General features: G+C 67.2%; 13 protein-coding genes. 1 reads left to right on the top strand and 12 read right to left on the bottom strand.

The window, feature by feature from the left end; translation table 11 throughout:
• Positions 1 to 10: 10 nt before the first annotated feature.
• The 12 genes from ppc to uvrC all read right to left on the bottom strand — a co-directional run bounded on the left by ppc (position 11) and on the right by uvrC (position 12,853).
• Positions 11 to 2,806 carry a phosphoenolpyruvate carboxylase gene (gene ppc, locus A5724_RS28730; protein ID WP_067810346.1) on the bottom strand — a complete coding sequence of 932 codons (2,796 nt, stop codon included), beginning with the start codon at positions 2,804 to 2,806 and terminating at the stop codon, positions 11 to 13.
• A gap of 44 nt (positions 2,807 to 2,850) precedes the next feature.
• On the bottom strand, positions 2,851 to 3,192 hold the full coding sequence (locus A5724_RS33420) for a hypothetical protein (protein WP_082965334.1): 342 nt from the start codon (positions 3,190 to 3,192) through the stop codon (positions 2,851 to 2,853).
• On the bottom strand, positions 3,189 to 3,821 hold the full coding sequence (locus A5724_RS28720; protein WP_067810342.1) for an MspA family porin: 633 nt from the start codon (positions 3,819 to 3,821) through the stop codon (positions 3,189 to 3,191). Before A5724_RS28720 ends, A5724_RS33420 begins: the two co-directional genes overlap by 4 nt.
• Positions 3,822 to 4,089: 268 nt before the next feature.
• Complete coding sequence (gene secG / locus A5724_RS28715; RefSeq protein ID WP_067810341.1) at positions 4,090 to 4,323, bottom strand: preprotein translocase subunit SecG; 234 nt, start codon at positions 4,321 to 4,323, stop codon at positions 4,090 to 4,092.
• Positions 4,324 to 4,354: 31 nt separating this feature from the next.
• The gene (gene tpiA, locus A5724_RS28710; RefSeq protein WP_067810340.1) at positions 4,355 to 5,140 is read right to left on the bottom strand and encodes a triose-phosphate isomerase; all 786 of its coding nucleotides are present in this window, start codon (positions 5,138 to 5,140) and stop codon (positions 4,355 to 4,357) included.
• Between the two features lie 8 nt (positions 5,141 to 5,148).
• The gene (gene pgk, locus A5724_RS28705; protein WP_067810339.1) at positions 5,149 to 6,375 is read right to left on the bottom strand and encodes a phosphoglycerate kinase; all 1,227 of its coding nucleotides are present in this window, start codon (positions 6,373 to 6,375) and stop codon (positions 5,149 to 5,151) included.
• 4 nt (positions 6,376 to 6,379) lie between these two features.
• The gene (gene gap / locus A5724_RS28700) at positions 6,380 to 7,402 is read right to left on the bottom strand and encodes a type I glyceraldehyde-3-phosphate dehydrogenase (RefSeq protein WP_067810338.1); all 1,023 of its coding nucleotides are present in this window, start codon (positions 7,400 to 7,402) and stop codon (positions 6,380 to 6,382) included.
• Entirely contained in the window at positions 7,399 to 7,875 is a 477-nt protein-coding gene (locus A5724_RS28695; protein WP_067810337.1) for a hypothetical protein, read from the bottom strand. Before A5724_RS28695 ends, gap begins: the two co-directional genes overlap by 4 nt.
• A gap of 56 nt (positions 7,876 to 7,931) precedes the next feature.
• Entirely contained in the window at positions 7,932 to 8,909 is a 978-nt protein-coding gene (gene whiA, locus A5724_RS28690) for a DNA-binding protein WhiA (RefSeq protein WP_082965347.1), read from the bottom strand.
• A complete protein-coding gene (yvcK, locus tag A5724_RS28685) occupies positions 8,906 to 9,931 on the bottom strand; it encodes a uridine diphosphate-N-acetylglucosamine-binding protein YvcK (protein WP_067810333.1) in 1,026 nt (341 codons plus the stop codon). The genes whiA and yvcK overlap by 4 nt, the downstream gene beginning before the upstream one ends.
• A gap of 25 nt (positions 9,932 to 9,956) precedes the next feature.
• The gene (rapZ, locus tag A5724_RS28680) at positions 9,957 to 10,862 is read right to left on the bottom strand and encodes an RNase adapter RapZ (protein WP_369830679.1); all 906 of its coding nucleotides are present in this window, start codon (positions 10,860 to 10,862) and stop codon (positions 9,957 to 9,959) included.
• An 8-nt stretch (positions 10,863 to 10,870) separates the two neighbouring features.
• Positions 10,871 to 12,853: an excinuclease ABC subunit UvrC gene (uvrC, locus tag A5724_RS28675; RefSeq protein WP_067810330.1), complete on the bottom strand. Its 1,983-nt coding sequence runs from the start codon at positions 12,851 to 12,853 to the stop codon at positions 10,871 to 10,873.
• Positions 12,854 to 12,906: 53 nt separating this feature from the next.
• Here uvrC and A5724_RS28670 point away from each other — a divergent pair, with 53 nt between their 5' ends.
• Complete coding sequence (locus A5724_RS28670) at positions 12,907 to 14,847, top strand: gamma-glutamyltransferase family protein (protein WP_156752500.1); 1,941 nt, start codon at positions 12,907 to 12,909, stop codon at positions 14,845 to 14,847.
• The last annotated feature ends 2 nt before the right edge of the window (positions 14,848 to 14,849 follow it).

The following is a 14,849-nucleotide window of genomic DNA, read 5'->3' as shown; positions in this document are numbered from 1 at the left end:
CCTGACGAGGTTAGCCGCTGTTGCGCAACGCGGTAGCCAACCCACTCATGGTCAACAGGATGCCTCGCCTGACCAGGTCGGCGTCGTCGCCGGACCGGTACCGCCGCAACAGTTCCACCTGCAGATGATTCAGCGGTTCCAGATACGGGAAGCGGTTGAACACCGACCGGGCCAACGCCGGGTTGTCGGCCAGCAGGTCGTCGTGGCCGGTGATCAATTTGTGCATGCGGATGGTGCGGTCGTGTTCATCGACGATCTTGTCGAACACCCTCTTGCGCAGCGCTTCATCGTCGACGAGTTCGGAGTAGCGCGCCGCCAATCCCACGTCGGCCTTGGACAACACCTGCGCCATGTTCGACAGCACGGTGCGGAAGAACGGCCACCGGCGGTACAGGTCCTGCAGCACTTCCAGTCGGCCGTCGCCCTCACCGATCCACGTCTCGAACGCCGTGCCGGTGCCGTACCAACCGGGCAGCATCACCCGCGACTGGCTCCACGCCAGTACCCAGGGGATGGCGCGCAGATCGGAGATCGACGTCGTCGGCTTGCGCGACGTCGGCCTACTGCCGATGTTCAGCGACCCGATCTCGCTGACCGGCGTGGACGCCTGGAAGTACTCGACGAAACCCGGTGTCTCATGCACCAGTTCGGCGTAGGCACGTTGCGCCCTCGCCGCGACGTCGTCCAGTACTTCGTACGCGGGACCGGCCGCATCGCCGAGGCCTTCGACGTCGAGCAGGGTGGCCTCCAGCGTCGCGGCCAACAGCGTCTCGAGGTTGCGGTGGGCGATCCGCGGTTCGGCGTACTTCGCGGCGATCACTTCGCCCTGTTCGGTCAGTCGCAGCGACCCGTTCACCGCGCCGGGCGGTTGGGCCAGGATGGCGTCGTAACTCGGGCCGCCGCCACGACCGACCGTCCCCCCGCGACCGTGGAACAGCCGCAACCGAATTCCGGTCTTGCGCGCGGACTCCACGAGATCCAGTTCGGCTCGGTACAGCGCCCAGTTCGCGGCCAGGTAGCCGCCGTCCTTGTTGGAGTCGGAGTAGCCGAGCATCACTTCCTGGCTGTCACCACGCGAATTCACCACCGCGCGGTACAGCGGAAGGTCAAGCACCGCCTCGAGAATCGACGAGCCGCGCTGCAGATCGTCGATCGTCTCGAACAACGGCACGATCCCGACGGGAGCGAAGGGCTGGTCACCCGAGACATCGAGCAGGCCCGCCTCCTTGAGCAGGATCGCCGCCTCCAGCATGTCCGAAACCGATTGGCACATCGAGATGATGTAGTTCGGTACCGCCTCGGCACCGAACACCCGCACCGCGCGGGCGGCCGCACCGACGATGTCGAGTTCCTTGCGGGCCAACTCCGACAGTTCCGCGTCCGGTTTCGTCAGCGGCCGTCGAGTCGCCAGTTCGGCAGCCAGCAACTCGAGGCGGTCCGGCTCGGACAGCGAGCGGTAGTCGGGGTGCACACCGGCCCACGCCAAGAGTTCGGCGACGACCTCCTCGTGCACGTCGGAGTTCTGTCGCAGATCCAGGCCGGACAGGTGAAACCCGAAGACGTGCACCGCTTCCCGCAACCTGGCCAGCCGATCGTCGGCAAGCACCGCGCTGCCGTTGGCGCGCAATGACCGGTCGACGACGTCGAGGTCGGCGAGCAGTTCGGCGGGCGTCGAGTAGCGCTCGAGACCGAGGTCGAGCTCGTGCTCGGGCTGGACGTCGAGGATCTCGGCCGCCGTCGCGGTGAGTCGGCCGTGGATGACGCGCATCGCGCGACGATACGGTTCGTCGGCGCGCACCGGCTCGTCGCAGTCACCTGCCAGTTCGGAGAGTTCATCGCTGATCTTCACCAGCCGCGCCGACATCGACAATTCCTGTTCCAGCGCGCTGATCTCGGCGAAGTAGTGTTCCAGCGCGGTGTAGGCCGCCCTGCCGGTGGCCAGCCGAACGACGTCGGCGGTGACGTTCGGATTGCCGTCGCGGTCACCGCCTATCCACGAGCCGGGCCGCAGGATCGGCTGCTCGAGCAGGTGCGCGTCGGGCCAGCGCGCCTGCAACGCGGTCCGCACCTCCGCGTTGACCTTCGGGATGACATCCAGGAACGCGGCCTGGTAGTAGCGCAGCCCCGTTTCGATCTCGTCCTGAATCTTCAACCGCGACAACCGGATCAGCGCGGTCTGCCACAGCGTGAAGATGTGCCTGCGCAACTCGCGGTTGATGTCGCGGCCGTCCTCGGTCTCGGTGTGGCCGTGCAGGCGCAGCCGCATCAGCTCGGTGATCCGGTGCTGGGCGTCGAACACGGTGCGGCGTCGCGTCTCGGTGGGATGCGCGGTGATCACCGGCGACACCAACGCTCCTGTCAGCGCCTCGGCGACCGTGGCCGAATCGAGGGCGGCGGAGTCGAGTTTGAGATAGGTGGCGGCCAGGGTGCTGTTCTGCGGCGGGTCGCCCGCCGCGACGTGCGCGGCTCTGCGCCGTTCGCGGTGGATGTCCTCGGCGACGTTGGCCAGCAGCGCGAAGTGGGTGAACGCCCGGATGACGGGGACGGCCAACCGGACGTCGATGCCGTCGAACATCCGCGCCAGTTCGGCCCGGTCGATCTCCGAGCGCCGCACCCGGAACGATTCGACACGGGCCCGCTCGACGAGATCGAACACTTCTTCGCCGTTCTGCTCCCTGACAGTGTCGCCCAGGATGGTGCCGAGCAGCCGGATGTCCTCCCTCATCGGCTCGGTGGCCTCGCGGCCCACTTGGGTGCGCCGCACCGAACCGATCGGTGCGAGCGCGACGTCGGGTCCTTCAGCCATCAGACAAGTATCGACGGGGGCGCACAAGGCTGCATGGCGAGGCCCTAGTGCTGAGGCACGACGATCGGGGTGGGTTTCGCGCTGGTGCTTGTGCTCGTCGTCGCGGGCGGGGGCTTTTCTCCGTACGGCATGACGATCGGCGTCTTCGATTTGGAGTCCGCGTCCTTGTCGTCGCTGTCGGAGTCCGACTTCAATTGCGGCGGCCAGTCCACCGATGTCGGCGGCCAACTCTCGGCGTCGCCCGATCCCGACGACGGAGGCGCACATCCGGCGCCGGCGCCGAAGTCACCGGGACTGGTGCAGTCGGCGTTCGCGATCGCGATCGGGACGAAGCCGGCGACGGTCGAAAGCGCCGCTGCCGCAAGCCATATCCGGACGGCGCTCATATCGTGAGGATGTCGCCGTAGGTGTTCACGCTGTCGTCGGACTTGTCGGTGTCGATCATCGTGGTCGCGAAGAATCGCACGGCCACCTGTCCTCCGCAGCCGTCGACTTTGACGTGCGCGTCGTGCACGACGATTTCCCCGCTGCGGCCCTTGAGCTCTTTTTTGCCCAGTCCGAGATTCGTGATGTTGCCTGGCAGCAGATTGATGGACGCGTTGCCGCCGACATCGGCGTACGGGCCGATGACGTTGAGCAGGTTGCCGCCGTTGAAGCCGGGGCTGATGCCCGCGTCGGCGTCGACACCTACGCTGCCGCCCTCGCTGAGGTCGACCTGGCACCCCAATTGCAGACCGAACACCAAGGTGCCCGAGTTCACTGGGCTGCTGCCGTTGCCGTCGATGGTGGCCTCGGCTTTTCCTGTGACGAAGCCTTCCCTCGTGAAGGCGGTGGCCGCCATGTTCGGCACGGAGTTGATGGTCATCCGGGTCAGCGCCGCACTGAGGTGCCAGCCATCGTCGGTGACTGCGGACTGCGTGACGTCGGCAACCGGCAGCGGGTCAGCCGCCGCCACCCCGTCACCGAGGCAGAGAAGGACAACACCGACCGCGCCAGCACGAAGAAGTCGGGGCACGGCCGCGATCCTATGGGCGAGTCCTGAACGATTCCTGTCACCGGACTTTTGCCGCGGCCAGTGTCGCCGCTGCGCTCGCGCTGGCGGGTGCGGCGACCGCGGCCGCCGAGCCAACGGCGTGTCCGAAAAACACCGTCACCACCGGTAATCAGGGGCAGGTCGTGAAAGTGCCTCAGTTCAGCCAGGTCTGCGACGACGCCCCGGTGAGCAGCGGACTGCTCGGCAATCTAGCCGGCCTCGGCGGCGTCCTGTAGCCGCGTGCGCGGCGTCAGCTGTATTTGATCAGCAGTGCGACGGCGATGATCGACACCAGCCAGATGCCCGTCACGAACAGCGTCAGCCGGTCGAGGTTCTTCTCGACGACGGTCGACCCGGAAAGGCTGGACTGCACGCCGCCGCCGAACAAGGTGGACAGACCGCCGCCCTTGGCGCGGTGCAACAGAACCAGGAGCACGACCAGCACACTGGTCACGATCAGCGTGATCTGGAGGGCCAATTCCATGGCCGCCAGACTACAGGCTGTTCGGCCCGCGTCAGGGCAGGGGCCCACCAGCGGCGATGGCCGACAGCGTGGCGAACTGCTCGCCGTCCAGCGACGCCCCACCGACCAGTGCGCCGTCCACGTCTTCCTGGGCGACGATCTCGCCGACGTTCTTGGCGTTGACGGAGCCGCCGTAGAGCACCCGGACACCGGCCGCGAGCTGCGGGGACGCCAACCTGCCTAGTTCGTCGCGAATGGCCTTGCAGACCTCCTGCGCGTCGGCGGCACTGGCTACCCGGCCGGTGCCGATCGCCCACACCGGCTCGTAGGCGATCACGGCGTTGCCGATCTGCTCGGCGGTCAGCCCCGCCAGCGAGCCCTGTAGTTGGCTGACGCAGTACTCGACGTGGCTGCCTGCCTCGCGGATGTCGAGTTGCTCCCCCATGCAGATGATCGGGGTGAGGCCGTGCTTGAACGCGGCCGCGGCCTTGGCCGCCACGACCGCGTCGTCCTCATGGTGATAGGTGCGCCGCTCCGAGTGGCCGACCACCACATAGGTGCAGCCTAGCTTGGCCAGGAAGGCGCCGCTGATCTCGCCGGTGTACGCACCCGAGTCGTGCTGCGACACGTCCTGCGCGCCGTAGGTCAGCCGCAGCTTGTCGCCGTCGACGAGCGTCTGCACGCTGCGCAGGTCGGTGAACGGCGGCAGCACCGCGACGTCGACCTTGTCGAAGTACTTGTCCGGCAGCGAGAACGCGATCTTCTGCACCAGCGCGATCGCTTCGAAGTGGTTGAGGTTCATCTTCCAGTTGCCGGCGATCAGCGGCTTACGGGACACGGGATCTCCTAATCGCTCGAGGACTGCTCAAGTACTTCGATACCGGGCAGGGTCTTGCCCTCAAGGTATTCCAGCGAGGCACCGCCACCAGTGGAAATGTGCGAGAAGCCGTCCTCGGGCAGCCCGAGTTGGCGCACCGCGGCCGCGGAATCTCCGCCACCGACGACGCTGAACGCGCCCTTGCCGGTGGCGCCGATGATCGCCTCGGCGACACCCTTGGTGCCCGCCGCGAACGCCTGGAACTCGAACACACCCATCGGGCCGTTCCAGAAGATCGTCTTCGCGTTGGACAGCAGCGTGGTGAACCGCTCCACCGTGCCGGGGCCGACGTCGAGGCCCATCTTGCCGTCCGGAATACGGTCGGCCGCAACGGTTTCCGACGGCGAATCGGCCTTGAACTCGTCGGCGACGACGATGTCTACCGGCACATGGATCACGTCACCGTAGTCGTCGAGCAGCTTGCGGCAGGTGTCGATCATGTCCTCTTCGAGCAGCGACTTGCCTACCGAAACACCTTGCGAGGCAAGGAAAGTGAAGCACATCCCACCGCCGATGACAATGCTGTCGGCCTTGGTCGCGAGGTTCTCGATGACCGCCAGCTTGTCCGACACCTTTGAGCCGCCGAGCACCACCGCGTACGGCCGCTCGGTCGAACTCGTCAGCTGCTCGAGCACTTTGACCTCGGCCGCCACCAGCGTGCCCGCGTAATGCGGCAGCAGGGTGGCTACGTCGTAGACCGACGCCTGCTTGCGGTGCACGACGCCGAAGCCGTCAGACACGAAAGCGCCGTCGTCACCGACCAATTCGACCAACTGCTGGGCGAGCGCGAGTCGCTCCGCGTCGTCTTTGCTTGTCTCCCGAGCGTCGAAGCGGATGTTCTCCAGCAGCAGGATATCGCCGTCGGTCAGTCCCTCTGCGCGGGCCAGCGCGTCCGTCCCGACCACGTCGCCGGCCAACTGGACATGTCGACCGAGCTTTTCCCCCAACGCTTTTGCGACTGGCGTGAGCGAGAACTGTGGATCGGGTCCGCCTTTCGGCCTGCCAAGATGCGCGGTGACGACGACCTTGGCCCCGGCGTCGGACAGCGCCTGCAACGTCGGCACCGACGCGACGATGCGGCCGGGGTCGGTGATGTGGCGTGCGTCGTCGAGAGGGACGTTCAGGTCGGAGCGTACGAGCACGCCCCGACCCGAAACCCCTTCTGCCAGTAGGTCGTCGAGTGTTTTGATAGCCACTTGGTTACAGGGACTTGCCGACCAGCGCGACCAGATCGACGAGGCGATTGGAGTAACCCCACTCGTTGTCGTACCAGGAGACCACCTTGGCCTGGTTGTCGATCACCTTGGTCAGCCCTGCGTCGTACAGCGAGCTGTGCGGGTCGGTGACGATGTCGCTGGAGACGATCGGGGCGTCGTAGTACTTCAGGATGCCCTTGAGCGGACCGTCGGCGGCGGCCTTGAATGCGGAGTTGATGTCCTCGACGGTGGCCGACTTGGACAGCTCAGCGGTCAGGTCGGTCACCGAACCCGTTGGGATCGGCACCCGAAGGGCATAGCCGTCGAGCTTGCCCTTCAACTCCGGCAGCACCAGCCCGATGGCCTTGGCGGCGCCGGTCGAAGTGGGCACGATGTTGATCGCGGCGGCGCGGGCGCGGCGCAGATCCTTGTGCGGGCCGTCCTGCAGGTTCTGGTCCTGCGTGTAGGCGTGGATGGTGGTCATCAGGCCCTTGACGATGCCGAACTCGTCGTTGAGGACCTTGGCCAGCGGGCCGAGGCAGTTCGTGGTGCACGACGCGTTGGAGATGATGTCCTGGCTGCCGTCGTACTTGTCGTCGTTGACGCCGAGCACGATCGTGATGTCCTCATCGGTGGCCGGCGCGGAGATGATGACCTTCTTGGCACCCGCGTCCAGGTGGCCCTTGGCCTTTGCCGCGTTGGTGAAGATGCCGGTGGACTCGACGACCACGTCGACGCCAAGGTCGCCCCACGGCAGGGCGGCGGGGCCTTCCTTGACCTCGAGCGCCTTGATCTTGGTGCTGCCCACGACGATGGTGTCGTCACCCTCGAGGCTGACGTCCTCGGGGTAGCGACCCAGGATCGAGTCGAATCGCAGCAGATGCGCCAGCGTGGCGTTGTCGGTGAGGTCGTTGACGGCGATGACCTCGATGTCGGTGCTCTTGCCCTCGGCCTTCTGCGCGGCCAGGGCCCGATAGAAATTGCGTCCGATGCGGCCGAAGCCGTTTACGCCGACCCGGATGGTCACTTTGTGTCTCCTCTTAGTCGCCTAATCACTCGCGACCAGCCTAGTGGTGTGGTAAACACCACGCGCGGCCTGGTCAGTGCACCGCCGAACTCTGGTCGGCATCGGGGTTGGCCAGCCACTTCCGGCGCAACTGTGGCAATGTCCCGTCCTGCCCGAGTTCTTCCTGTGCGACGGCGATGCGCGCCAGCAGAGCCGCCGGTGGTGAGGTCGGTCAAGGCGGTAGCGATCTCGCCGTAGTCGTAGACTCGCACCCGGGCGGCCCTGCCATCGGCGACGAGTTCGTCGACGACGGGTTGGCTGGTGCTGCCCTGCTGCACGCCATGACGGTGGTGCCCCGCGGCGACGCAGTCGTAGGCACGGCCGAGGCCGTCGAAGATGCCGTTGAAGTCGGCGCCGTCATACGTGATGAATTCAACTGTGGCGCCGAGCGATTCGGCGATCAGCTCACCGTACGGGTCGAAGATTGCGTTCATGGTCGTGTTTCGGCGAAAACCACGACCCTCAGTGCAAATTCGAGCCCGCGACGAGGCTAGGCGTCTTCGAGCAGATCCGGCGTGACTGCCGACTCGGTGTCGGGGATGCCGTCCTGCTTGGCCTTGCGGTCGGCCATCGACAGCAACCGCCGAATGCGGCCGGCGACAGCGTCTTTCGTCATCGGCGGGTCGGCGAGGCGGCCCAGCTCCTCCAGCGACGCCTGCCGGTGCTCCACCCGCAGCTTGCCCGCGGCGGCCAAATGGTCCGGCACAGTGTCGCCGAGGATTTCCAGCGCCCGCTCCACCCGCGCCGCCGCGGCCACCGCGGCCCGGGCTGACCGCCGCAGATTGGCGTCGTCGAAGTTGGCCAGCCGGTTGGCCGTCGCGCGCACCTCGCGGCGCATCCGACGCTCCTCCCACGTCAGCCTGGTGTCCTGCGCGCCCATCCGGGTCAGCAAAGCACCGATCGCTTCCCCGTCGCGCACAACCACGCGGTCGCTGCCGCGCACCTCGCGCGCCTTGGCGCTCACGCCGAGCCTGCGCGCCGCGCCGACCAACGCCAGCGCCGCTTCCGGCCCAGGGCAACTCACCTCGAGCGCCGACGAGCGGCCCGGTTCCGTCAACGACCCGTGTGCCAAAAACGCTCCGCGCCAAGCTGCTTCGGCGTCGGCAACGCTGCCACCGACCACCTGCGCGGGCAGCCCCCGCACCGGCCTGCCGCGCAGGTCCAGCAGCCCGGTCTGCCGTGCCAACGCTTCCCCGTCTTTGGCCACCCGCACCACGTAGCGGGTGCTCTTGCGGATGCCGCTGGCCGACAGCACGTGCACCACAGCGTTGTAGCCGTACAGGTCGTAAATGTCCTTGCGTAACCGCCGCGCGATGATGCCGAGATCCACCTCGGCCTCGACCACCACGCGTCCAGACACGATGTGCAGGCCGCCCGCGAAACGCAGCAGCGACGCCACCTCAGCGCGGCGGGCGCTCACCGAATTGACCACCAGACGGCTCAGCTCGTCCTTGACCTCGGCCGTCATCGCCACGGATCGTCACCTCTCGGTCCATTCACTGTCGGTGTGGGCATGGTCGGCTCCTGAACGTCGCGAGTCGGCACCATGCCGCGGACACGTACCCCTTCCAGAGCCGCGGCCAACCTCGCCGGGTCATGTAAAGGTGTACCAGGTCTGGACACGTCAGCAAACTCGACTTCGGCTTTCAAAATCCGCGCCGTGCGGCGCAATTGTTCACGCTCGCGTTCACTGGGCACCCGGCTGGAATCGACGATGATGTCGTGCACCGAGAAACCCGGCGCGTGCTGAGCCAGCACGTGAATATGCCGTTCAACGGAGAAGCCCGCGGTCTCCCCCGGCTCGGCGACCAGGTTCAACACCAGAGCCCGGCGGGCGGTCGTCGCCTGCAGCGCCGCAGCCAATTGCGGCACCAGCACGTGCGGGATCACGCTGGTGAACCACGAACCGGGCCCGAGCACCACCAGATCGGCCGACATGATCGCGTCGACGGCCTGCCGGGTGGCAGGCGGATCGGCAGGCAGCAACCGCACCCGTCGCACCTGCCCGACGGTGGTCGCGATCGCCACCTGGCCGCGGATCACCCGGAACATCCGCGGATCGGACTCCAGCCCGGAGACGTCAGCCTCGATGCCCAGCCCCATCGGGCACATCGGCAACACCCGGCCCTTGAGACCGAGCACGCGGCCCAGCTCGTCGAGCGCGGCCACCGGGTCGGCCAGCACCTCGTTGAGTCCCGCCAACATCAGGTTGCCGATCGGATGCCCGGCCAGCGCGCCGCTGCCACCGAACCGGTGCTGGATGATGGTGGCCCACAGGCGGCCGTGCGGTGTGTCGGATGCCAACGCCGCCAACGCCATTCGCAGGTCGCCCGGCGGCACTACATCCAGCTCGCTGCGCAACCGGCCCGACGATCCGCCGTCGTCGGCGACGGTGACGATCGCCGTGACATGCGGGGTGAGCCGACGCGCCGCGGACAGCGTGGCATACAACCCGTGCCCGCCACCGAGCGCAACAATGCGAGGGCTCACCTGTCCTCCTCGCGTGCGGGGCAACTCATTCGCGGCCCAAGTCCCGGTGCAGCACCCGCACCGTGAGCTCATCGTCCTGGAGTTTGGCCGCCAGCGCCTCGGCCATCGCGACACTGCGGTGTTTGCCGCCGGTGCAGCCGATGGCAACGGTCATGTAGCGCTTCCCTTCCCGGCGATAGCCTTCGATCACCACGTCAAGCAGTTGATGGTAGGTGTCGAGGAACTCCGCGGCGCCCGGTTGCCCGAGCACGTAGTCGCGCACGGCGGGATGCTGCCCCGTGTGCGGCCGCAGTTCGTCGACCCAGTGCGGGTTCGGCAGGAATCGGACGTCCATCACGGTGTCGGCGTCCATCGGCAGCCCGTACTTGTACCCGAACGACTCGACGGTGACGCTGGTCTGGCCGATGGTCTCGCCGCCGAACGCGCGCTCGATGCTCTCCCGCAGCGCAGGCACCGACAGCGTCGACGTATCGATCACCAGATCCGCCACCGCGCGCAGCGGCGCGAGCAGCTGCCGCTCCGCTGCGATGCCCTCGGCCAGAGTCTGGTTGCCCTGCAACGGATGACTGCGCCGGTTCTGCTCGTAGCGGCGCACCAGGATGTCGTCGGACGCCTCCAGGAACAACACCCGCGGCGAGATGTTGCGGGTGGCGAGGTCGTTTCGCACCCAGTCGAGATCGCCGGTGAACCCACGCGACCGGACATCCATCACGACCGCCAATTGCGTGATGCGCGACCCCGCCGCCAGGCCGAGTTCCACCATCTGCGCGATCAGCTCCGGCGGTAGATTGTCTGCGACGTACCACCCGAGATCCTCGAGTACCTTCGCCGCGGTGCCCCGCCCTGCGCCGGACAGCCCGGTGACAAGCACCACGTCAATGCCGGATTCGGCCCTGTCCTCGCCCGCGCCGTCGCGCAGTTCCTCTTGCATGTGTTCTGTCATCCCGATGCTCTGGTCTGATCATTGCCGATAACCGGGTCCGGCGCTTCGGAATCGGGCGGTACACCCAGCGCCTCCAGCACCGCCTTGGCCGTTGCCGCGCCGATCCCGGGCACCGCGGTGATCTCCTCGACAGTGGCCTGTTTGAGCCGGGCCAGCGAGCCGAAATGGGTGACCAACGCCTTGCGCCGATGCTCCCCGAGTCCACGCACGGAGTCGAGTGCGGAGGCCGTCATCCGCTTCGAACGCTTGCTGCGGTGGTATGCAATGGCGAACCGGTGTGCTTCGTCACGCACCCGCTGCAACAGGTACAGCCCCTCGCTGTTGCGGGGCATGATCACGGGGTCGGGCTCCGACGGCACCCAGACTTCCTCCAGCCGTTTCGCCAGCCCGATGACCGCGACGTCTGACACCCCGAGATCGTCGAGCACCGCCTGCGCGGCGTTCACCTGTGGTGCGCCGCCGTCGACCACGTAGAGGTTGGGCGGATACGCGAACTTGCGCGATTTTCCTTCCGGGGCAAGCTCTGTCGGATGCTGGGTATCGTGCAGGTGCCGGTAGAACCGCCGCCGCGTCACCTCCGCGATCGAGGCCACGTCGTCGGACCGGCCTTCGCCCGCGGCCTCCCGGATCGCGTAGTGGCGGTAGTCCGACTTGCGTGGCAACCCGTCCTCGAACACCACGAGCGACGCCACCACGTCGGTGCCCATCACGTGGCTGATGTCGACGCACTCGATGCGCAGCGGCGCCTCAGCCAGCCCCAGCGCGTCCTGGATGCTCTGCAGCGCAGCGGTTCTCGCGGTGAAGTCGCCTGCCCGCTTGAGCTTGTGCTGATTCAACGCGTCCTGGGCGTTGCGTTTCACGGTGTCGGCAAGGGCTCGTTTGTCTCCGCGTTGCGCGACTCGCAGCGAAACCCGCGAGCCGCGAAGTTGCGACAGCCAGGTGGCCAGTTCGTCGGCGTTGTCCGGAAGGCACGGCACCAGCACCTGCCGCGGCACCGGGTTGAGCGATTCGTCGGCAGCGCCGTCGAGTTCGGCCTGATCGCCGTAGAACTGCGTCAGGAACTGTTCGACGAGCTGGCTCTCACCGGATCCGTTTGGCTCCCCTGACTTTTCGACGATCCACCCACGCTGGCCTCTGACCCGGCCGCCGCGTACGTGGAACACCTGGACCGCCGCTTCGAGTTCGTCGTCGGCGAACGCGACCACATCGGCGTCGGTCCCGTCACCGAACACGACTGCCTGCTTCTCCAGCGCCCGCTTCAGCGCGGAGATGTTGTCGCGCAGCCGGGCGGCGCGCTCGAAGTCCAGTTCCGCGGCGGCGGCGTTCATCTGCTGTTCCATGTCGCGGGCCAGCCGGTCGGTCTTGCCGGCGAGGAAATCGCAGAAGTCGTTCACGATCTGCCGATGCTCGTCGGCGGTCACCCGCTCGATGCACGGCGCCGAGCACTTGTCGATGTAGCCGAGCAGGCATGGACGCCCGATTTGCCTGTGCCGCTTGAACACTCCCGCGGAGCAGGTGCGCGCCGGAAAGACCCGCGTCAACAGGTCGAGCGTCTCGCGGATGGCCCACGCGTGGGAGTACGGTCCGAAGTAGCGCACCCCCTTGCGGCGCGCTCCGCGATAGACCATCAGCCGCGGGTACTCCTCGTTGAGCGTGACCGCAAGCACCGGATAGGACTTGTCGTCGCGGTAGCGGATGTTGAACCGCGGATCGAACTCTTTGATCCAGTTGTATTCCAGCTGCAGCGCCTCGACTTCGGTGGTGACCACCGTCCACTCGACGCTGCCCGCGGCCATCACCATCTGCCGGGTGCGCGGCGCCAGGCCCGCGATGTCGGCGAAGTAGGAGTTCAGCCTGCTGCGCAGGCTCTTGGCCTTGCCGACGTAGATCACCCGGCCGTGCGGATCCCGGAACCGGTAGACGCCCGGCTCGACGGGTATCGACCCGGGGGCAGGCCGGTACGTCGCTGGATCAGGCACGGATTCCAGGTTACTGCCGCCATCAGACGGCTCCGATGAACTACCGTCTACTGATGCGGATCCTGGCGCCGCTCGCAATTGTGATCTTGGTCCTTGCCGGTTGTGCCGCCGAGGAGAATGCGTCCCCACCCACGTCGGCAGGCCCCTGCTCGATCGTCGCCAACGGGACGGCTGCTCCGAAAACGCCCGCGGCGCCCGCGTCGGGCTCGGCGACGACGTCGAAGAACATCTCCACCAACCCCGAGGTGGCCACCGCCTACCGCAAGGACATGACGCCGGTACGGACGTCCCATTTTGCGGTGGTCACGGCCAACCCGCTGGCCACTGAGGCCGCCTGCGAAGTGCTGAGCGAGGGCGGTACCGCCGCCGACGCACTGGTCACCGCCCAGGCGGTGCTCGGCCTCGTCGAGCCGCAGTCCTCCGGCATCGGCGGCGGAGGCTTCCTGCTGTACTACGACGCCGCGGGCGGCTCGGTGCAGGCCTACGACGGCCGCGAGGTGGCCCCCAAAGCGGCCACCGAGAACTATCTGCGCTGGATCTCGGACTCCGACCGGACCGAGCCCAAACCCGACGCCCGCGCGTCCGGCCGGTCCATCGGCGTACCGGGCATTCTGCGACTGCTGCAGGACGTGCACGCTGAACATGGCAAGACCGCGTGGCGCGATCTGTTCACCCCGGCGGTGACAATGGCCGACGACGGCTTCGACATCAGCCCGCGGTTGGCCACCGCGATCGCCGACGCCGCCCCGCAGCTGAAGGCTGACCCGAACGCGTCGGCGTATTTCCTCACCGACGACGGCTCCCCGAAGGCGTCGGGCACCAAGCTGACCAACCCCGCGTACTCAAAAACGTTGGGAGTCATTGCATCCGATCCGCAGTCGTTCTACACCGGCGACATCGCGCGCGACATCGTGGCCGCGGCCGCCGACACCAGCGGTGGACGGACGCCCAGCCTGATGACCCGCGACGATCTGGCCGGCTACCTCGCCAAACGACGCGAGCCGTTGTGCACGCCCTACCGCGGCAAGGAGATCTGCGGCATGCCCCCGCCATCCTCGGGCGGCATTGCGGTGGCGGCGACGCTCGGCATGCTCGAACATTTTTCGATGGCCGACCACAAGCCCACCGACGTCGACCTCAACGGCGGCAAACCGACGGTGATGGGCGTTCACCTCGTCTCAGAAGCCGAGCGGCTGGCCTACGCCGATCGCGACAAGTACGTTGCCGACACCGATTTCGTGCCGTTGCCCGGCGGTTCGCCCGACACCCTGCTCGGCAGCGACTACCTCGCGGGCCGGGCAGCACTGATCTCCACGCAGCGCACGATGGGCACCGCGAAGCCGGGTGAATTCGGGCCGCCCACGCCACCCGCGCCGCCGACGCCCGAACACGGCACCAGCCAGATCAGCATCGTCGATGCGCAGGGCAACGCCGCGGCGCTCACCACGACCGTGGAGTCGGCCTTCGGCTCGTTCCACATGGTGGACGGGTTCATCCTCAACAATCAGCTCACCGACTTCTCCGCCGAGCCGGCCAAGGACGGGGTGCCGGTGGCCAATCGGGTCGAGCCCGGTAAGCGGCCACGCAGTTCGATGGCGCCCACGCTGGTGTTCGACGGGGCGGGCCAGCCCGGCGGCAAGCGGGCGCTGTACGCGGTGCTGGGTTCGCCGGGCGGTTCGGTGATCATCCAGTTCGTGGTGAAAACGCTTGTGGGAATGATTGATTGGGGTCTGGATCCGCAGCAGGCCGTGTCGGCGGTGGACTTCGGAGCGGCGAACTCACCCAAAACCAACGTCGGCGGTGAGCATCCCGCCATCGACACCGCCGACAACGGCGACCACGACCCGCTGGTGACCGGTCTGCGCCGACTCGGCCACCAGGTCGACATCGCCGACCAGTCCAGCGGCCTGTCTGCGATCTCGCGGGACGAAGCGGGCTGGATCGGCGGCGCGGATCCGCGTCGTGAGGGCCTGGTCATGGGCGACACCCGGTGACA

The sequence above is a fragment of the Mycobacterium sp. ACS1612 genome (assembly GCF_001667505.1).
Taxonomy (GTDB): Bacteria; Actinomycetota; Actinomycetes; order Mycobacteriales; family Mycobacteriaceae; genus Mycobacterium.
This window is presented reverse-complemented; position numbering and strand designations above follow the sequence as displayed.

Bases quoted from the DNA above. Each gene is read 5' to 3' on its own strand.
- ppc (WP_067810346.1), bottom strand. From the start codon at position 2,806: ATGGCTGAAGGACCCGACGTCGCGCTCGCACCGATCGGTTCGGTGCGG.
- A5724_RS33420 (WP_082965334.1), bottom strand. From the start codon at position 3,192: ATGAGCGCCGTCCGGATATGGCTTGCGGCAGCGGCGCTTTCGACCGTC.
- secG (WP_067810341.1), bottom strand. From the start codon at position 4,323: ATGGAATTGGCCCTCCAGATCACGCTGATCGTGACCAGTGTGCTGGTC.
- A5724_RS28695 (WP_067810337.1), bottom strand. From the start codon at position 7,875: ATGAACGCAATCTTCGACCCGTACGGTGAGCTGATCGCCGAATCGCTC.
- whiA (WP_082965347.1), bottom strand. From the start codon at position 8,909: ATGACGGCCGAGGTCAAGGACGAGCTGAGCCGTCTGGTGGTCAATTCG.
- rapZ (WP_369830679.1), bottom strand. From the start codon at position 10,862: ATGCAAGAGGAACTGCGCGACGGCGCGGGCGAGGACAGGGCCGAATCC.
- A5724_RS28670 (WP_156752500.1), top strand. From the start codon at position 12,907: ATGCGGATCCTGGCGCCGCTCGCAATTGTGATCTTGGTCCTTGCCGGT.